Genomic DNA, 18,478 nt, shown 5'->3' with positions numbered 1-18,478 from the left:
GAGAGGATCGTCGTGTCCAACACCACGCAAGAGCCGCTGTTTTCGGCCACCGGCATCACCAAGAATTTCGGCGGCGTGCAGGCGCTGCGCAGCGTCGATTTCGATGTCACTGCGGGCGAAATCCACGCTCTGCTCGGTCAGAACGGCGCCGGCAAGTCCACCCTGGTCAAGATCCTCAACGGCGTGCATCCGGCCGGCTCCTACACCGGCATCATCCGACTCGACGGCCGGGCCGTCAGTTTTGCCTCACCCGCCGATGCGCGGTCGAACGGCGTCGGCTACGTGCCGCAGGAAATCGAAGTGCTGGAACAGCTCTCGGTCGCCGAGAACGTCTTTGCCGGCCGCACCGGCCTGGGTGACGGCATGCTGGTGCATCAGCGCAAGCTCGAACAGAGGGCCGGCGAGATCTTCGCCGAGCTTGGCATCGACATCAATCCCAGGGCCTATGTGGCGTCGCTGACCTCGGCGCAACGCCATCTGGTGATGATTGCGCGTGCCATCGTGCTGAAACCACGCGTGCTGATGCTGGACGAGCCGACAGCTTCGCTATCAGGCATCGAAGTCGACGCGCTGTTCAGCGTGCTGCGCCGCCTCAAGGCGCAAGGCGTGGCGATGATCTACATCACCCACCGCTTACCCGAAGTGCTGGCCATCTGCGACCGCGCCACCGTGCTGCGCGACGGACAGGTGGCGGTGCGGATTGCCCGAGAGGATTTCGATGCCGAGACCTTCATCTTCTCGATGTCGGGCCAAAGGCTGCAGCGGCTGTTCCCGGAGCATGCGGCGCCCGTCGGCGCACGGACCGCGCTGGAGGTTCGCCGGCTCACGGTCGCCGGTCACGGCGGTGCTGTTCATGGCGCCAGGGATATCAGCCTCTCCGTGGCCGCCGGCGAGATCGTCGGACTTGCAGGCCTGCTTGGGTCCGGCCGCAGCGAGATCTTGCAAGGCATCTATGGCCGTGTTCCAGCCGAGGGCGAAATCCGCGTCGCAGGCGAGCCCGTCTCGATCAGATCACCGGGCGACGCGCGTGCCGCCGGCATCGCGCTGCTGACCGAGGACCGCAAGCGCGACGGCTTGCTGTTCAATCTCCCGGTCGGCGCCAACATCACCATCGGCAATCTCGCGCCATTGTCGCGGCACGGCATGGTGCGCGGCGGGCTCGAACGGAGTTCCATCCTGAGCGCCATGCGCGCGCTCAACGTCAAGGCGTCGTCGCCACAGGCCGCTGTCACCCATCTGTCGGGCGGCAACCAGCAGAAACTGCTGTTTGCCCGCGTGCTGATGCGGGCGCCGAAAGTGCTGCTGCTCGACGAGCCGACCAAGGGCGTCGACGCGGCGACCCGGCACGAGATCTACCGGCTCGTGGTCGAGCTGGCCGAAAAGGGCGTGGCCTTGCTGATCGTCGCCTCCGAGCTTGAGGAGCTGATCGGCCTTTGCGACCGCTGTCTGGTCGTCACCGACGGACGTATCGTCGACGAATTCAGCCGCGGCGAAGGCGGCGAGGACCGCGTGCTGCGTTCGGTGACGGCAGCACAGGCGCAACGCCACGCGATGGCTTCACAGGTTTCGTCATGAGCTTTGCCGGCAAACGCGTCTTCGTCACCGGTGCGGCGACCGGCATCGGCCGGGCGACAGCAGAGTACCTTGTCGCGCAGGGTGCGAGAGTGTTCGGCGCCGGGCTGGACGGTGAGGAGGGAGAGGCGCTTGCCGGCCGCCATGGCGGGAGCGATCTGATCTTCCGCGAGTGCGATCTCACCCGTGAAGTGAACGTCCAGGCAGCCGCGGCGGCGGCGACAGCGCGGTTTGGCGGGCTCGACGCTGTCGTCAACTGCGCCGGCATCTATCCGACCGGCAAGCGGCTTGAGGAGGTTTCCGACGAGGACTGGGACAGGGTCATTGCCGTCAATTTGACAGCCATCTTTCGGGTCTGCCGGGCGACCCTGCCGCTGCTGCGCGCGGCCGGCGGCGGATCGATCGTCAACATCGCCTCGGTGCATGCCGACGCAACGGTTCCCGGCGTGCCCGCCTATGCCGCGACCAAGGCGGCGGTCGTCGGATTGTCGCGGCAGATGGCGCTGGACTATGCCGTCGACCGCATCCGCGTCAACGCCGTGCTGGTCGGCTCCGTCGCCACAAGGATGACGCTGGACGGGCTGGAAGCGGCGGGCGGCGCGGAAGCGCTGGGGCTGTCCTTCGAGCCCAACCGGATCGCCCGCATCGCCAACCCCTCCGAGATCGCCACGGCAATAGGCTTCCTGATCTCGGACGCCGCGTCCTTCGTCACCGGCAGCGCCATGCAGGTGGATGGTGGACTGCTGGCGCGGCTGCTCTAGGGTTCAAGTGCAAAAGGCATGAACGAGACGGTGCCGGCGGCACTTTCGCCTGCGGCCAGAACGATGATGCCCTCTCCCGGGTCATCCCATCGGCCCCGGTTGAAGGCGCCGGAAGCGTTGGTTTGCGGCTCGACACAGAAATACGGCTTTGTCGGATCGGCGTAGAACATCAGGTGCTTGAAGATGGGGTCCGCCGCGATCCGCAAGCCTGCGCCACGCGTTGGAAAGCGGATCGTCGCCTTCCCGGCCCAGCCGCCGCAATCATTGTTGCGCCAGCCGTTCGGCAGAGGCCGGTCCTCGGCAAAGTCGAGTTCGGGTGGAAGCGTGACCGGGTCGCCGGAAATGCCATCAGGCTCTTCCAGATAGAAGCGCCGGGCACTGAACTGCAACGTCACGTCCGGGTCGCGATCGAACCAGGGATGCAGGCCAAAGCCGAACGGCAGAGAAACCGGCCCGGTGTTGGTGAGTGTCATGGTCACGCTAAGTCCCCCTTCTGAAACCGCGAAAGCCTGTGTCGCGCGGTAGGAATAGGGCTCCGCGCCCGCAGTGATATCCAGCGACAGCGTCGCGCTGGCGGCTTCTGCGTCCATGACAGCCCAGGCATGCTGCCAGCCGCTGCCGTGCACGTTGAATTTTTCCGGCGGATTGTTGGGCAGGACCTGCCAGCGCTTCGCCGCGAAGTCGAAGGCGTTTCCGGCGATGCGGTTGGCGTAGGGCGTCATCGGAAACATGGCGACGCCAAGCACGTTTCCGGCTTCGCGATCAGGGTCTGAAAGACGGCGCATGAGATCGATGCCGCACCAGCGCAAAGAGCTCACACTGCCGCCGATTTGCGGCACCAACTCGACCTCGAGCGCTCCGGCCTTGAGCGTCAACCGTTCAGAAATTGCGCCCATAGCCTGCCATCCATCCACCATCGACACAAAGCATCTGGCCTGTCGTGTAGGTGTTCAGGGGATCGCAGAAGAACAGCACGGCCGCAACCGCCTCCTCGATGCTGCCGGCGCGGCCGACCGGGGTGTGGCTGAGCATCGCCTTGTCGCCGGAAATCATGGTTTCATCCTCGACCGCGCCGACGCCCACGGCATTGACCAGCACCTTCGGGCCGAACTCCATGGCCAGCGTGCGCATGCCGGCGAGGATAGAGGCGTTCTCCATGGAAAAGCGCGGGTGGCGGCGCATCGGCATGCCGGCTGTTGCCGACAGCAGGAAGACGATACGGCCGCTGCCACGTTCGGTCATGGTCACGGCAGCCTTGCGCGCATCGGCGTAAAGCGATCGCGGATCTCCGGCCACCGTTCCCGGCCGCAGCGGACAGGACATCAGCAGGATATCGGCCTCACGCGCATGAGAGCCTTCGACAAGCCGGCCGCCATTGGCCTGCAACGCGGCAAGCGCTGCCTCGGCGATCAGGTTGCTGTCGCCATCCAGGGCGATCGCGGCGCCATCGAGATCGATTTCCATGGCCGCACTCACATCATGTATCCCGCCGTCCAGCCGCCATCGACGGCCAGCACCTGGCCGTTGATGTAGCTGGCGGCCGGCGAGGCCAGGAACAGCACGGTTTCCGCGATCTCCTCCGGCTGGGCCGGGCGGGCGAGCGGGACATGGGCGAGGAATTCCTGCGTGCGGCCGGCGAACTTGCCGTCATCGCCATAAAACAGTTTTGCCGTCAGCGCCGTCATCACCGAGCCCGGCGCAATCGCGTTGGTCAGGATGCCCTTGGCTCCGAGTTCGATGGCCATCGACCGCGTCAGATGGATGATGCCGGCCTTGGCGGCGACGAAGGGGCTTTGCAGCCGCATGGCGGCGAGGCCGACGACCGAGGCGATGTTGACGATGCGCCCGCCCTTGCCGGCGGCGAGCATGGGCGCAAGCGCCGCGCGGCTCATAATGTAGAGGCCGTCGAGATCGATGCCGGTGATGCGATCCCATTCCTCGGCCGGGAATTCGTCAATGGTGACGCGGTGCGCCAGCGTGTTGACGCCGGCATTGTTGATGAGGATGTCGAGGCGGCCGTAGCGCTCCATGATGGCGGCGATCGCACTGTCGACCGATGCGGCATCGCGGATGTCGACGATGCAGGCCATCGCATCGCTCAAACCGGCCGCGACCTGGCTCGCACCTTCGCTGTTGATGTCGGCGACGACGACCGCGGCGCCATTGTCGGACAGGCGTTTGGCGATGGAACTGCCGATCGCGCCCGCGGCTCCGGTGACCAGCGCTACCTTGCCTCGCAAATCGCAGCGCATGTCTCGTCCGCCCCCGACCAAGTTCGGGTTATGCTATTATAATAATCTCAAAGCGCGGACAAGCAATTGTCTCGCGGCTGGCGGTTATTCCGCAGCCGCGCCGGCAGCGCTTTTGCGGGTGGCGTCGACCATCAGCCGCCGTGCCCGGAACACACCCCATTGCTGGTCGACCAGCACGCCGATGAGGATGACGCCGCCCATCACCGCGAAGTTGAGCGAGGACGGGATGCCGAGCAGGTTGACGAGGTTCTGCAGCTCTTGCAGGAGCACCGTGCCGAGGATGACGCCGATCAGCGAGCCCTCGCCGCCGCGCAGGGAGAAGCCGCCGAGCACGGCGGCTGCGATGGCGTAGAGTTCGTAGAACTGGCCGTGGCTGGCTGGCGAGATCGAGCGCGTGTACATGGCGAAATAGATCGCCGACAGCGCCGTCAGGACGCCGCAGATGACGTAGGCGGCCATGACGACGCGGCCGGTGCGGATGCCGGAATATTTCGCCGCCTCCTCGTTCTTGCCGATGGCGTAGAGATAGCGGCCGAACACCGAACGGTGCAGCACCACCCACATGACGATGGAAATGACGATCAGCGCGATAAAGCTGTTGGGCACGCCATAGGAGCGCCCGGCGGTCAGAAATTCGAGGTCGGGAAAGTTCTGGCCGAAGGCGAAGCCGGCGGTGCCGTCGGCGGTGTAGAAGCGGGCGACGCCGCGGTAGATCAAGAGGCCGCACAGCGTGACGACGAAGGGCTGCAGCTTGAGCCTTGTGATCAGCCAGCCATGCACCAGGCCGATGATGGCGCCGAGCACGAGGATCAGCACGAAAGCCAGCGGCCACGCCACCTCGCGCACGGCGATGAAGTCGATGAACAGCGTTCCCAGCAGCGCGACCACCGAGCCGACCGACAGTTCGATGCCGCCGGTGATGATGACGAAGGCCTGGCCGATCGACAGGATGCCGAACAGGCCGATCAGGTTCGAGGTGTTGGCGAGATTGATCGGCAACAGGAAGCGCGGATTGATGATCGCCACGATGGCGCCGACCACCAGGATCAGGATCAGCAGGCCGAGATCTTTCTTGCTCATCGTCTTCTCCCCAATGCCCGCCCTAGAAGGTTCCGGACCGGAACCCGTGGCAAAACAAAAAACTATTTCGGCTGCTTGCCCACCGCCAGCAGCAGCACGTTTTCCTGGCTGAACCGGTCCTTGTCGAGAATGCCCGAGATCTGGCCCTCATGCATGACGGCGATGCGGTCGGACACGCCGATCACCTCTTCCATGTCGGAGGAGATCATCAGCACGGCGACGCCGGCATCGGCCAGAGCGCGCATCAGCCCGTAGATCTCAGCCTTGGCGCCGATGTCGATGCCGCGCGTCGGCTCGTCGAGGATCATCACTTTCGGATTCATGGCCAGCCATTTGCCAAGCACGACCTTCTGCTGGTTGCCGCCCGACAGCGTGCCGGTGCGCGTCTGCACCGAAGGCGCCTTGATGCCGAGAGCTTTCTTTTGCTTCTCGGCGGTGGCGGTCTCGGCACTGGCCGAAACCAACGAGCGCTTTGCGTGCGCCGGCAGATTGGGCAGGGAAATGTTCTGGGCGATCGACAGGTCGAGCAGGATGCCGGTCAGCTTGCGGTCCTCCGGCACGAGGAAGATGCCATGCGCGACGGCATCCGCCGCCGAGCCGAGGACAAGCGGCTTGCCGTCGAGCTCGAGCCCGCCGCCAAGGCTTGAGTCGATGCCGAAGAACACTCGCGCCAGTTCGGTGCGGCCGGAACCGACAAGGCCGGCGAGGCCAAGGATTTCGCCGCGCCTGACGTCGAGATCGACCGGCCGGCCGGGATAGGCCGGGGTGCGGATGGCCTTGGCCGAAAGCGCCGTGGCGCCAGGCGCACGCGCGGCCTCGGAGGCTTTTTCGCGCTCCTTCAGCATGCGGCCGATCATCAGCTTGACCATCTGGTCGTGGCCGATGTCGTGCTTGCCCAGCGTGCCGGCCAGCATGCCGTCGCGCAGCACGACGACGCGGTCGGCGACGCGCTCGACCTCGTGCAGGCGGTGCGAAATGAAGATGACGCTGATGCCGTCCGCCTTCAGCGCCTTGATGACGTCGAGCAATTTGTCGGTCTCGGCGAGCGGCAGGCTCGATGTCGGCTCGTCGAGGATGACCAGCCGCGCCTCGATCGACAGCGCCTTGGCGATCTCGACCATCTGCTGCTGCGCCAGCGACAGGGTCGCGACCTGCGTGTCGGCGGAAAAATTGGCGCCGACGCGCTTCAGCAGCGGCGCCACCATGGTGCGCAGTTTGGCGCGGTCGACGAGCTTGAACGGCCCGGCGCGCAAGGGCTCGCGGCCAAAGAAGATGTTGGCGGCGACATCGAGATTGTCGAACAGATTGAGTTCCTGGTGGACGAAGGCAATGCCCGAACCCAGGCTGCCTTCTACGGTCAGCCCCTTGTGGGCGGTGCCGTCGACCGTGATCGTGCCGCTGTCCGGCGTGGTGACGCCGCCGAGGATCTTCATCAAGGTCGATTTGCCGGCGCCGTTCTCGCCGACGAGGCCGATGACCTCGCCGGGCCTGACCTCCATGGAGAAGCCATCGAGCGCGACGACGCCCGGATAGGTCTTGCGCACGTTCTCGAGGCTGAGAAACGGGGTGGAGGTGGACGCAACGATGGATGTGTCGGAATAATTCATCATGCCTGACAGCAGCCGGCGGGCCAACATCTGAGCATGATCTTCTCCGAAAACCGGTTCCCACTTTTCGGGATCATGCTTGTGGTCCATCTTCAGACTGACGATCCTCGCGCGGTTCGTCAATGCGAGCAGCCGGCCCAAGCGATGTTGAGCCGGCTGAACTGCATTATGTCTTAGTTTCCGGACATCGCCTTCAGGTTGGCGGCATAGGCGTCGACGTCATCCTTGCCGATGATCTTGGTCGGGATGATGATCAGGCCGCCTTCCGGGATGCCCGACTTGTCGCCCTTGAGATAGGCAGCCATCAGCTTCATGCCCTGATAGGCCCATTCGAAGGGCTGCTGCACGACGGTGGCGGCAACGGTGCCTTCCTTGACGCCGCCCAGCGTGATCGGATCGTCATCGAAGCCGACGACGGTGATCGAGCCGAGCTTGCCGGCATCGCGCAGCGCTTCATAGATGCGCGGCGTGTTGTAGGAGTAGAAGCCGACCATGCAGGTGACGTCGGGGCTGGCGACCAGCGCGTCCTCGACATTCTTCTTGGCGCGCGCCTGGTCGATGTCGTCGCCGCGCACGTCGATCAGCTCGATCTTGGTGCCGGCCAGACCGTCCTTCATACCCTGGATACGCTCCTTGGCATTGTCGGCGCCGAGCAGGCCGACGAAGCCGAGGCATTTTCCGCCATTGGGCATCGCCTTCTTGGCGATCTCGGCCGCCTGCTTGCCGGCATCGACGTTGGACGAGCCGATATAGGCGACGCGCTTGGTCTGCGGGGCGTCGCTATCGGTGGTGAACAGCGCCGTTTCCGAAGCGATCTTGTTGAGGCCATCGGTCGAGGTCTTCGGATCGACCGCCGAGACCATGATGCCCTTCACGCCGGCCGTCACCAGATCGTCCATCAGCCGCTGCTGGATGGCGACCGAGGACTGCTCGGGATATTTGAGCTCGAGCGTGTAGTCGGGCAGTTCGCCTTGCGCCTTCTTGACGCCGGCTTCGGCGGCCTTCCAGAAATCGGAAGCGCCGTTGACGACGAAGGCCAGCGTCGGCTTGTCGTCGGCGCGCGCGATTGCCGTGGCCGACAGGCCGAGCAACAGCGCGGTCGCGGCTACGGATGCATTTCGTATCAAGGATTTCATGTTCAACCTCCCGTTTGGTTCAGTCGTCAGACTGACCGATCTTGCACTGACCTGATTTTGCCGTTTGCAGCTTGGACGCCCTCCTCCTCAAAGGGGTTCCCGGCACCGAAAGAATGGCGCCGGTCCAGCCACGATCATGGACCTTAGAGACTCATTCTTCGTTCGTAAATAGTCCGATTTGTCTGACATATCACATATCTGAGACAAGGCTTGCGGAGGTGGTATCCGCTCGCCATCGGGCCGTTTGCGTACACTCCCGCCGCTCCCGGACCCACTGGCCGGACGCGACGGATTGACGGTACAGCGCATTTTTGTATTAGTAAACAGTATTAGTTTCGAGGCCATGTCGAGGAACATGGTTGCGGTATCACGGCGCTTCTGCCGGCGAGCCGTTGCCTCGGCTGCGCCAACGCCTATGCCTTATGCTGTTTGAGCTTCGGGCTGCGTGGAGATGCAGGATGGATAGACCTTGAAGGTACTAATAGATATAAATGCGCGTGACGATCGCTATAACCAGACGGCGTCACGCCATCTTGCCGGCCTGACAGGTCGCCGCTAGACAGGTCGGGGATTGGGGAGTGACATGAGCGAGACGAAGGATCCGGCCATCGACACGGTGAGGCGCCGCAAGGCGCCGGCGAAGAGCGCCAGGGGTCGCGTCACCATGACCGATATCGCCCGAGCCGCCGGCTGCTCGCAGGCGACCGTTTCCTTCGTGCTCAACAATTCGCCCGGCATCAGGCTGTCGCAGCAGACCCGCGACCGGGTGATCGAGGCCGCGCGGACCCTTGGCTATGCGCCGCCCGCCTTCTCGGCACTTCATCCGCCATTGCCCGCCTTCGAAGGCTTGGACGGGGTGATCGGCTTCGCCGTCGACCAGCTCGCCACCAGCCCGGAAGCCGTCGTCGCCATCGAGGGCGCGCGCCAGGCCTCGTGGAATGCCGGCAACGTGCTTTTGGTGGCGCAGACGCTGGGCGATTCCGTCATGGAGCCGCGCGCCATCGCCGCACTCACCAAGCGGGGCATTTCGGCGCTCATCTACATGACCATCTTCACCCGCGAGATATCAGCGCCCGACTATCTCTACGGCCTCGACATCCCGGTGATCCTGCTCAACTGCTACACGGCGGACTACGCCTTCCCGGCCGTGGTGCCGAGCGAAATCGCCGGCGGCCAGAGCTCGACCCGCCATCTGATCAGCCACGGCCACCGCCGCATCGCCACCATCACCGGCGAGCCGTGGATGCAGGCCGCACAAGACCGGCTGAAAGGCTACCGCCGCGCGCTCGCCACCGCCGACATCCCGTTCGATCCCGAACTGGTGGTCGAGGGCGACTGGTCGGCCAGCGCCGGCTATGCCGCCACCGTCAAGCTCTTGGCGCTGAAGGACCGCCCGACCGCCATCTTCTGCCAGAACGACCGCACCGCGATCGGCTGCTACGAAGCGCTGAAGGAAGCCGGCCTGCACATCCCGCAAGACATTTCCGTCGTCGGCTACGACGACGAGGAAATCGCCCGCCACCTCTTCCCGCCGCTGACGACCTCGATCCTGCCGCACATGGCGATGGGCCAATGGGCGATCGAACAGCTGGAAGCGCCGGCGGCGCCTGGACGGGGGCGGTATCCGATTACGAAGCTGGAGTGCCCGCTGGTGGAACGGGAGAGTGTGCGGGGGGTGAAGGCTAACGCAAATTGAGGCAGTTGGCGCACCCGACAGGATTCGAACCTGTGACCTCTGCCTTCGGAGGGCAGCGCTCTATCCAGCTGAGCTACGGGTGCTTTCGGGACCGGCGATCCAGAAAACGAACCAGCCGGTGAACCGGCTAGCCACGGCTTTCTTAGCGGAAGCCGGGGCGGGCTTCAACGGGCAATTGGCGACAACGCGAAGACGGTGGCACAAGTTAGGGCCCTGCCGGATACGCCGCATCGTGGTAGTGGAATATTCACGTGCCTCTCACGCGCCGGCGCCCTCGGAACATCCGATGCATTCTCTAAAAGTCGCAGCGTGCCCTATTGCCAAAACGATTCGGCATTCAGACAAGTTCCATTCGAACACGATTTGGCAGACAAGGCACACATGATGATTGCAGATCACTTCAACGGGCTGGAGAAATTCGAATCCGGTCTTTGGAAGATTGCCGACAATTTGCGGGCAAACTCCAATCTGGCTTCGAATGAGTATTTCATGCCCATCATGGGCCTGATATTTCTGCGCCACGCCACGAACCGCTTCTATGAAGCAAAGACCGCGATTGAGGCCGACAAGAAGGCGGGCAAGATGCCGGATCGCGTGCTTGTGGAGGCCGACTTCACACGCCGCCGCGCGTTGAACCTGCCGGAAAGCGCGCGGTTCGACGTGATCCTAAAAAGCCCGAAGGACGGCAATCTCGGCGCGGCTCTGACTTCGGCGATGGAGGCGATCGAAATTGCCTTTCCGCCGCTAGCGGGCCAATTGCCGAAGGACTACGGGCGATTCGAGGGCAGCGTTCTCGAAGAAATGATGCGCATGTTCGATTCGGACGGCTTGCGCACAGCATCCGGCGACGTGTTCGGCCGCATCTACGAGTACTTTCTCGCGGAGTTTTCTAAGCAGGGCGCACATGACGGCGGCGAGTTCTTCACGCCGCCATCGATCGTGCAAACCATCGTCAATGTGATCGAGCCCGATCACGGCATTGTCTTTGATCCGGCCTGTGGTTCGGGCGGAATGTTCGTGCAGTCCAGTCACTTCATCGAGGACGAGGGCCTGGACACGATGAAGCGTGTCACCTTCTATGGCCACGAGAAGAACGAGACGACCGCCAAGCTCGCGCAGATCAACCTCGCTATTCACGGCCTGCAAGGCACCATCCGGGCTGGAAACGAAGCGATCACCTATTACAAGGATCCGCACGAACTCGTCGGCAAGTGCGACTTCGTGATGGCCAATCCACCATTCAACGTGGATGAGGTGGACGCCGAGAAGGTGAAGGGTGACAAGCGCCTGCCTTTCGGCCTGCCGGGTGTGAACAAGGGCAAGAAGGTCTCAAACGCCAATTATCTCTGGATGTCCTATTTCTACAGCTACCTGAGCGAGAAGGGTCGCGCAGGCGTGGTGATGTCCTCACAAGCATCGAGCGCGGGCCGCGACGAAGCGACGGTCCGCCAGAAGCTCGTCGAAACCGGCGCTGTCGATGTGATGATAGATATTCGCGGCAACTTCTTCTACACGCGCGCGGTGCCGTGCCAGCTCTGGTTCTTCGATAGGGCGAAGGAGAAGGACGCAGTGCGGCGGGACCATGTGCTGATGCTCGACGCGCGACAGATCTTCCGCAAGGTATCGCGCTCAGTTTGCGATTTCAGCCCGGAGCAACAGAAGAACATCGCCGCTATTGTCTGGCTCTATCGCGGTCAGCAGGACCGCTTCCTGAAGCTTGTGGACAGCTATCTCACGCAAGCGGTGGAGCTTGGCGCGAAAGCGCAAAAGCCACTTGATGGCTATGAGGAGAGGCTCGGAAAACTTGTCGATCTCATGGAGCCCTACGCCAAGGCGAAGCGCAAGGATGATCCACTTGCCGAGCCATGGGATGAGTTCACCAGTGCGCAGGCAACCTTGACGGCGGATATTGAAGCCTTTGGCAAGCAGGCGGCGGCAAGCGCCAAGGCGTGGCCGGCAGCGATGCGCGACAATACTGGGCTGAACGCTGAACGGGTGGCGCTGCACCCACTGGCGGATCGCTGCCGGGATTTGGCAAATCAGATTGACCTCGCGGTGAAACTGTCAGGCCGGGTGATTGACGTAGCCGTGAAGGAGCTTTCGGCACGGGATGCGATCGCCTGGAACAATGCCGGGGTAAACCGGGCACGCAAGGTGCTGGATGAGGCGCGGGCGGCGGCTGTCGAGTCGCTGCGGCTGGCGCGCTATTTCGTGAAGCAGGCCGACTGGTTGCAGGAGCGCTTCCCGGATGCGGCGTTGCGCGATGTCGAAGGGCTCGTGAAATGCGTCGATCGCACCGCAATCAAGGCCCATGACTCGAGCCTCACGCCGGGCCGTTATGTTGGTGTCGCGCCAGAGGAGCACGACGAGAATCTCGACTTCCAGGAGGTGCTACGCGCTATCCACGTCGAACTGAAGGGGCTGGACGAAGAGGCCGGGGAACTAGCGGCGCGCATCGCCCGGAATTTCGAGGAGTTGGGTGCATGAATTCATCAAAAGTGAGGCTGGGCGAAGTTTGTAAGCTTCACTACGGGAAAAGTCTGCGTGAGTATCAAAATCTTGCGTCTGACGACAACTGCGTGCGCGTTTTTGGAACAAATGGGCCAATAGGGTGGACAAAAGAAGCCCTAACGGATCACTCGACTTTGGTTATTGGCAGGAAGGGTGCGTATCGTGGCGTCCACTTTTCTGAGACTCCTTCTTGGACTATCGACACGGCATTCTTCACAACGATTGACGAGGGTCGGCTAAATCTGAAATGGTTCTACTATCGTCTCTGCCTGCTCGATATCAACAGAATGAATTCTGGTGGTGCAATTCCTTCCACTAGTAGGGAGGATTTCTATTCGGTCGAAATTAATGCGCCCGGCCTCCTCACTCAAGCGAGGGTCGCTTCGGTGCTTTCGACCTACGATGACCTGATCGAGAACAACCGGCGGCGAATTGAGTTATTGGAGGAGGCTGCGCGGATGCTCTTCCGCGAATGGTTTGTCCACTTTCGCTTCCCTGGCTACGAACACGTAGAAATCATCAATGGGATCCCTGAGGGGTGGGAAGTTTGCCGATTGGATGACTGCGTATCATTCCGGTCCGGCGGTACCCCCAGCAAGGCAAAAGAGGAGTACTGGCAGGGTGATGTGCCCTGGATCAGTTCTGGCGAACTAACGACAATGCGCGTGTGCACATCACAATATAGTGTGACCAATGATGCGGTTGCTGCCGGTAGCCGTTACGCAGAGAGAGATACGATTCTTGCTGTTGTAAGAGGAATGTCACTCGCCAAGGAGTTTCGAGTCGGTATAGTCTCAAAGCGCGTGTGCTTCAATCAGGACATCAAGGCTCTGGAGCCTGATCGTGGCGTGGAAGGGTTGTTCCTCTTTCATGCTCTCTTTGATCAGAAGGAAGATATTCGCCAGCGAGCTACCGAAGCATCGCACGGAACGAAGAAGCTAGAGACCTCAGTTCTGGAAGGTCTGAAAATTGTTGTACCGCTGGCCGCAGTCCGGCGCCAATTCATCGACTATGTGGAGCCGATGCATGCGCAGTGGGATGTGTTGTTTCAGCAGAACCGTCATTTGATCGAGGCCCGCGACCTTCTCCTACCTCGAGTGATGAACGGCGAGATCGCCGTATGATATCGAGGCTTGCCGAACAATGGCCCTGACGCCCATCAACAGCGAGGACCGGCTTGTGCAGGCGACATTCGCCGCGCATCTGAAGGAAAAGCTCGGCTGGGAAACCGTCTATGCCTTCAACGATGAGACCTTCGGGCCGGGCGGCACCTTGGGCCGCACCAACACCAGCGAGGCGGTGCTTGTCCGCGATCTGCGAGCGGCGCTTCAACGCCTCAACCCCAATCTGCCGCCATCCGTCATCGATGATGCTCTCCGGGTGCTTACGGTCCATGATTTTAGCCGGTCGATGGTGCAACACAATCAGGATTTCGCCCGCCTGATCCGCAACGGCTTGCCTGTGTCTTGGCGCGATGCGACCGGACATCGGCACGACGCGCGCGCCCGCGTGATCGATTTCGACAATGCGCCCGGCTCGAACCGCTTCCTCGCCGTGCGCGAACTGAAACTCACCGGACTGCGCACCCCAAACTACAACCGCCGTGCTGATCTCGTCTGCTTTGTAAACGGCCTGCCACTGGTCTTCATCGAATTGAAGGCGGTCTACAAGAATATCCGCGCCGGGTTCGACGGCAATCTGCGCGACTATATGGACGAGAATGTCATCGCCCATGCCTTCCACCATAACGCCTTCCTGATCGTGAGCAACGGACACCGCGCCCGCTACGGCTCGATCACCAGCGAGTGGGATCATTTCGCCGAATGGAAACGCCTTGACGAAGGCGACAAGGGCGACGTCGAGGCCGAGGTTTTGCTGAACGGTATGCTGGCGCATGACAGGCTGCTCGACATCGTTGAGAACTTCATCCTGTTCGACGAAAGCAAGGCGGGCGCAACGCGCAAGGTAGTGGCGCGCAACCATCAGGTGCTTGGCGTCAATCTCGCCGTGGCATCGGTTGCGTATCAGGAGGAACTGAAACGCGAGTTTCCGCCCGAAAGGCGGCTTCAGCACCGCATTGTGGAACTGCCGCTCGAGAGGCGATCAACTGAAGACCGGGCGCGCGCCCTGGACTTGGCTGGGATGGCGGAAGCGCCGCAATCCCCCTTTATTCCGGAAGGCCCGATCGACATTGTCGAACGGGCCCACCCGAACCTCGGGCGGCTCGGTGTCTTCTGGCATACGCAAGGCAGCGGCAAGAGCTATTCCATGGCTTTCTTCGCCGAGAAAGTGCGCCGTAAGATCGAGGGCAATTTCACCTTCCTGCTGATGACAGATCGCAATGATCTGGACAGCCAGATTTACAAGACCTTTGTGGGCTGCGACGTGGTCGAGAAGGACACGCCACGCGCATCTTCGGGCGCAGACCTCGAAAAGCTGCTGAAGGAAAATCACCGCTACATCTTCAGCCTGATCCACAAGTTCAACCAAGATGTGGACCCCAAGAAACCCTACAGCGAGCGCGACGACATCATTGTTATTTCTGACGAGGCGCACCGGACGCAAGCGGGAAGACTCGCGCGCAACATGCGCCTCGCGTTGCCGAACGCTGCGTTCATCGGCTTCACAGGAACGCCGCTGTTCAGGCAGGATGAAATCACCAAACGTATCTTCGGCGGCTATGTCTCGCAGTACAATTTCAAACGATCCGAGGAAGACGGCGCGACCGTCAAGCTCATCTACGAGAACCGGGGTGAAAAGCTCGGCGTGGCGCGCGCCGATCTGAACGACCGGATCGCGGCGAAAATCGAGGAGGCCGAACTCGACCCGGATCAGGCGGCCTTACTCGATAAACTGCTTGGCAAGGACTATGAAGTCATCACCGCCGACGAGCGGCTTGACAAGATCGCAGCGGATTTCGTCGAGCACTGCTCCACGCGGTGGGAAGCCGGAAAATCGCTTTTCGTCTGTATCGACAAGATCACTTGCGCTCGGATGTACCAGCGGATCATGCCGCGCTGGCGGGCGAAGGCGACAGAAGTGCGCGCTGTAATCGAAGCCAGGAAGGCCGAAGCCGCCACGATTGCCGATGAAGCCGCCCGCGAAGTCATAAATGGTGAGATCGACAAGCTCAAAAAGAAAGCAAATTGGCTCGACGAGACTATCATCGAGATCATCATCAGTGAGGCACAGAACGAAGTCGCCGATTTCAAGAAATGGGGATTCAACATCATCCCGCATCGCGCCCTGATGAAAAAGGGCTTCGAAACCGAAAACGGCGAGCGGGTCGACGTCGAGACCGCCTTCAAGAATCCAAAGCACCCATTTCGCGTAGCGATCGTTTGCGCCATGTGGCTGACGGGTTTCGATGTTGAGTGCCTCTCGACGCTCTACATCGACAAGCCGATGAAAGCACACACGCTGATGCAAGCCATCGCGCGCGCGAACCGCGTTTATCCAGGCAAGGATTTCGGCCTGATCGTCGACTATAACGGCATGCTGGCAAGCCTCCGCGCGGCCTTGGCGCAATATGCGCTTGGCGATGACGGAACAGGCGGCGAGGAAATCATCGCACCCATCGAAGAGCGGGTGCAGGCCCTCATCGAGGCCGTCGAGGCGACTGAGGCGCATTTGCGCGTGCTCGGCTACGATCCCGCTACACTGGTTGGGGCGAAGGGGTTCGCGCGGATCAAGGGGCTCGCCGATGCGGTTGAAGCCGTCTATTCGAGCGACGAAGCCAAGCGGCGCTTCGAAATCATGGCGCGGCAGGTCTTCATCCGGTTCAAGGCGCTGCTGGTTGAACCGAGCGCTTGGGCATTTGCCGAAAGGCATGACAACATCGAAGCGATCTACAAGAAACTGACCGAGCGGCGCGACACGGCTGATGTGACAGAACTGCTCAAGGAACTGCACCGGATCATCAACGAAGCCATCCGCACGCAAACCGTCGGTGACGATCAAGCCGAAGGACTTACCTTCGATCTCAGCCGGATCGACCTTGACCGGCTGCGTAATGAATTCGCGACGAAGGTTAGGCGCAAGGCCACGACACTTCAGGATATCCGCGACATTGTCGAGCGAAAACTCGCCGAGATGCTGGCGCGCAATCCGATGCGAATGGATTTTCAGATCAAGTACGAGGAGATTGTTGCGGCGTACAACCGTGAGAAGGATCGCGCAACGATCGAGGAAACATTTCGGCGGCTAGTCGAACTGGTCAACAGTCTCGACGAGGAACAGGCGCGGGCTGCGCGAGAAAACCTCTCCGACGATGAACTGGCAATGTTCGACCTCCTGAAGCGAGATGACCTCAGCAAGGCGGATCGCGAACGCGTTAAGCAGGCGAGCCGGGACATGCTTGCGTCGATCAGGGCACGCCTGTCGGAACTTGATCGATTCTGGGAGAAAGAACAGACCAAGGCAGAAGTGGAAACCTTCATCCTCGACGAGATTTTCATCAAGCTACCCTCACCGCCTTTCACGTCTGAGGAAAAGAAATTGGTAGCCGATCATGTCTATGCGCACGTTTGGCAGCAAGCCATGAGTGGCGGCTTTGCAGGGGCGGCGTTGTAGACCGTCGATTGGCGGCCATCAATGTGATCAACCCCGCGACGTGCCCAGCTCACTGCTCCACCCCACCCTTCACCGTCCGCCTCCGCCTCGGCGCCCGCTTCGGCTTCTTCGCACCCGCCAGTTCGTGCATGGCATCCAGCTGCATCTGCTGCATTTCGGCCAGGCGCGTCCATTGGCGCGAGATGAGGTAGTCGAGTTTTTCGTGCAGATGGCGCACTTCGAGCTCGGCCTTGAGGTTGACGCGGTAGTCGTTGAAGGAGCGCAGGCGGTCCTTGGACTCCTGCCGCCTCTGGCTCATCATGATGATCGGCGCCTGGATGGCGGCGATGCAGGAGAGCAGTAGGTTGAGCAGGATGAAGGGGTAGGGATCGAAGGCGCTGCTCATGCCGGCGATCAGGTTGATGCCGATCCACACCAGCAGCACGCTGCCGAACGAGATCAGGAACCACCAGCTGCCGCCGAAGGCCGCCATGTTGTCGGAGACGCGGTCGGCGAAGGTGCGGTGCTCCTCGAACTCCTCCTCCGAGTTTTCGGAAATGGTGTCTTGCCTGGCGATCGATTCGACCACCTGGCGGTCGAGCTCGGAGAATTCGCCGTGCTCCTGCTGGAGAAGCTCCTCCATGTAGCGCATGCGGTAGCGGCCGAGCTCGGCGCGGCTGATGCGGGCGCCGGTCGGCAGGTCCGGATGATCGGCGTGGATGCGGTCGGCGAGGCTCGGGCGCAGCGTGTCGATGCGCACCAGATCGCGCTTGCGGAATTTGCGGCCCGATATCGCCGACGGTTTTTTCTTCGGCTTGCCGCGCGATGCGCCCGGGGCGGATGGCTCCGAGTCCGGCACATCAGGTGTTTCGAGTTGCTCGTCCGAACCCGGATCGGCTTCGTGCTCACCGATGATCGGCGCCTCGAAATATTCGCCGCCATTGTCGTTCTCTGCCGCCTGCTCGGGTGTTTTCGGGACGGTGCTCATGGTGCGGGCTCCTGCGGTGGTGCTGCGAAGGACGATAGACAGAGGTGACGGCGCATGGCCAGCGCCGGGCACGGATTTCGCAGGCTGGACAAGTGGTTTTGATCGATCGGAGAGGCGATGTGGCGCGATGCTTGCTGGCGGCGGCTTACCCTTCGCAAGCTCAAGGGCGGTGGGCCATTAGAGGCATTCGAGATTGGCCGAAGCCTCTCCAATTTCGTCATCCATGGGCGGAGCGGAAGCGAAGCGGACGCGTAGACCCGAGGATCCATGCCATAACCTGTCGCTTGCGGTGCAGAACCTGCGGGACGCTGGCGGGACAGCACC

General features: G+C 61.9%; 13 protein-coding genes and 1 tRNA gene. 6 read left to right on the top strand and 8 right to left on the bottom strand.

The window, feature by feature from the left end; translation table 11 throughout:
• Nucleotides 1-12: 12 nt before the first annotated feature.
• Together FCU66_RS13945 and FCU66_RS13940 are read left to right on the top strand one after the other, a co-directional pair.
• Nucleotides 13-1,575 (top strand): sugar ABC transporter ATP-binding protein, encoded by a 1,563-nt coding sequence (locus FCU66_RS13945; protein ID WP_136616548.1) that lies wholly within the window; start codon nucleotides 13-15, stop codon nucleotides 1,573-1,575.
• Nucleotides 1,572-2,333 (top strand): SDR family NAD(P)-dependent oxidoreductase, encoded by a 762-nt coding sequence (locus tag FCU66_RS13940; protein WP_136616549.1) that lies wholly within the window; start codon nucleotides 1,572-1,574, stop codon nucleotides 2,331-2,333. The genes FCU66_RS13945 and FCU66_RS13940 overlap by 4 nt, the downstream gene beginning before the upstream one ends.
• On the opposite strand, the gene FCU66_RS13935 is transcribed toward FCU66_RS13940, so the two are convergent.
• The 6 genes from FCU66_RS13935 to FCU66_RS13910 form a co-directional block, all read right to left on the bottom strand.
• Nucleotides 2,330-3,229, bottom strand: coding sequence for an aldose 1-epimerase (locus FCU66_RS13935; RefSeq protein ID WP_136616550.1), 900 nt, complete (start codon nucleotides 3,227-3,229; stop codon nucleotides 2,330-2,332). The genes FCU66_RS13940 and FCU66_RS13935 overlap by 4 nt on opposite strands.
• Nucleotides 3,213-3,809 carry an SDR family oxidoreductase gene (locus tag FCU66_RS13930; RefSeq protein WP_246093892.1) on the bottom strand — a complete coding sequence of 199 codons (597 nt, stop codon included), beginning with the start codon at nucleotides 3,807-3,809 and terminating at the stop codon, nucleotides 3,213-3,215. The genes FCU66_RS13935 and FCU66_RS13930 overlap by 17 nt, the downstream gene beginning before the upstream one ends.
• Entirely contained in the window at nucleotides 3,806-4,585 is a 780-nt protein-coding gene (locus tag FCU66_RS13925; RefSeq protein WP_136616551.1) for an SDR family NAD(P)-dependent oxidoreductase, read from the bottom strand. The genes FCU66_RS13930 and FCU66_RS13925 overlap by 4 nt, the downstream gene beginning before the upstream one ends.
• A gap of 84 nt (nucleotides 4,586-4,669) precedes the next feature.
• Nucleotides 4,670-5,665, bottom strand: coding sequence for an ABC transporter permease (locus tag FCU66_RS13920; RefSeq protein WP_136616552.1), 996 nt, complete (start codon nucleotides 5,663-5,665; stop codon nucleotides 4,670-4,672).
• A gap of 62 nt (nucleotides 5,666-5,727) precedes the next feature.
• Nucleotides 5,728-7,272, bottom strand: coding sequence for a sugar ABC transporter ATP-binding protein (locus FCU66_RS13915; protein WP_136616566.1), 1,545 nt, complete (start codon nucleotides 7,270-7,272; stop codon nucleotides 5,728-5,730).
• A gap of 173 nt (nucleotides 7,273-7,445) precedes the next feature.
• Nucleotides 7,446-8,408, bottom strand: a complete 963-nt coding sequence (locus FCU66_RS13910) for a sugar-binding protein (protein ID WP_136616553.1) — start codon at nucleotides 8,406-8,408, stop codon at nucleotides 7,446-7,448.
• A 583-nt stretch (nucleotides 8,409-8,991) separates the two neighbouring features.
• Between FCU66_RS13910 and FCU66_RS13900 the strand changes: the two genes are divergently transcribed.
• Nucleotides 8,992-10,104, top strand: coding sequence for a LacI family DNA-binding transcriptional regulator (locus FCU66_RS13900; RefSeq protein ID WP_168991753.1), 1,113 nt, complete (start codon nucleotides 8,992-8,994; stop codon nucleotides 10,102-10,104).
• Nucleotides 10,105-10,110: 6 nt separating this feature from the next.
• Here FCU66_RS13900 and FCU66_RS13895 read toward each other — a convergent pair.
• Nucleotides 10,111-10,187 (bottom strand) — tRNA-Arg (locus tag FCU66_RS13895).
• Nucleotides 10,188-10,485: 298 nt separating this feature from the next.
• On the opposite strand from FCU66_RS13895, the gene FCU66_RS13890 reads away from it, so the two are divergent.
• Genes FCU66_RS13890 through FCU66_RS13880 form a run of 3 tightly spaced genes read left to right on the top strand, consistent with a single transcriptional unit; the run spans nucleotide 10,486 to nucleotide 17,187 of the window.
• Nucleotides 10,486-12,591 carry a type I restriction-modification system subunit M gene (locus FCU66_RS13890; RefSeq protein WP_246093891.1) on the top strand — a complete coding sequence of 702 codons (2,106 nt, stop codon included), beginning with the start codon at nucleotides 10,486-10,488 and terminating at the stop codon, nucleotides 12,589-12,591.
• On the top strand, nucleotides 12,588-13,739 hold the full coding sequence (locus FCU66_RS13885; protein ID WP_136616554.1) for a restriction endonuclease subunit S: 1,152 nt from the start codon (nucleotides 12,588-12,590) through the stop codon (nucleotides 13,737-13,739). Before FCU66_RS13890 ends, FCU66_RS13885 begins: the two co-directional genes overlap by 4 nt.
• A gap of 19 nt (nucleotides 13,740-13,758) precedes the next feature.
• Nucleotides 13,759-17,187 carry a type I restriction endonuclease subunit R gene (locus FCU66_RS13880; RefSeq protein ID WP_136616555.1) on the top strand — a complete coding sequence of 1,143 codons (3,429 nt, stop codon included), beginning with the start codon at nucleotides 13,759-13,761 and terminating at the stop codon, nucleotides 17,185-17,187.
• 49 nt (nucleotides 17,188-17,236) lie between these two features.
• On the opposite strand, the gene FCU66_RS13875 is transcribed toward FCU66_RS13880, so the two are convergent.
• The gene (locus FCU66_RS13875; RefSeq protein WP_136616556.1) at nucleotides 17,237-18,154 is read right to left on the bottom strand and encodes a DUF1003 domain-containing protein; all 918 of its coding nucleotides are present in this window, start codon (nucleotides 18,152-18,154) and stop codon (nucleotides 17,237-17,239) included.
• Nucleotides 18,155-18,478 lie beyond the last annotated feature (324 nt).

The organism is Mesorhizobium norvegicum (genome assembly GCF_004919685.1).
GTDB classification, from domain to species: Bacteria; Pseudomonadota; Alphaproteobacteria; order Rhizobiales; family Rhizobiaceae; genus Mesorhizobium; species Mesorhizobium norvegicum.
Note: the sequence above shows the minus strand (reverse complement) of the source record. Positions and strands in the feature narration are given on the sequence as shown.

Bases quoted from the DNA above. Each gene is read 5' to 3' on its own strand.
- FCU66_RS13910 (WP_136616553.1), bottom strand. From the start codon at position 8,408: ATGAAATCCTTGATACGAAATGCATCCGTAGCCGCGACCGCGCTGTTG.
- FCU66_RS13900 (WP_168991753.1), top strand. From the start codon at position 8,992: ATGAGCGAGACGAAGGATCCGGCCATCGACACGGTGAGGCGCCGCAAG.
- FCU66_RS13940 (WP_136616549.1), top strand. From the start codon at position 1,572: ATGAGCTTTGCCGGCAAACGCGTCTTCGTCACCGGTGCGGCGACCGGC.
- FCU66_RS13925 (WP_136616551.1), bottom strand. From the start codon at position 4,585: ATGCGCTGCGATTTGCGAGGCAAGGTAGCGCTGGTCACCGGAGCCGCG.
- FCU66_RS13875 (WP_136616556.1), bottom strand. From the start codon at position 18,154: ATGAGCACCGTCCCGAAAACACCCGAGCAGGCGGCAGAGAACGACAAT.
- FCU66_RS13880 (WP_136616555.1), top strand. From the start codon at position 13,759: ATGGCCCTGACGCCCATCAACAGCGAGGACCGGCTTGTGCAGGCGACA.
- FCU66_RS13935 (WP_136616550.1), bottom strand. From the start codon at position 3,229: ATGGGCGCAATTTCTGAACGGTTGACGCTCAAGGCCGGAGCGCTCGAG.
- FCU66_RS13890 (WP_246093891.1), top strand. From the start codon at position 10,486: ATGATGATTGCAGATCACTTCAACGGGCTGGAGAAATTCGAATCCGGT.
- FCU66_RS13920 (WP_136616552.1), bottom strand. From the start codon at position 5,665: ATGAGCAAGAAAGATCTCGGCCTGCTGATCCTGATCCTGGTGGTCGGC.
- FCU66_RS13885 (WP_136616554.1), top strand. From the start codon at position 12,588: ATGAATTCATCAAAAGTGAGGCTGGGCGAAGTTTGTAAGCTTCACTAC.
- FCU66_RS13915 (WP_136616566.1), bottom strand. From the start codon at position 7,272: ATGAATTATTCCGACACATCCATCGTTGCGTCCACCTCCACCCCGTTT.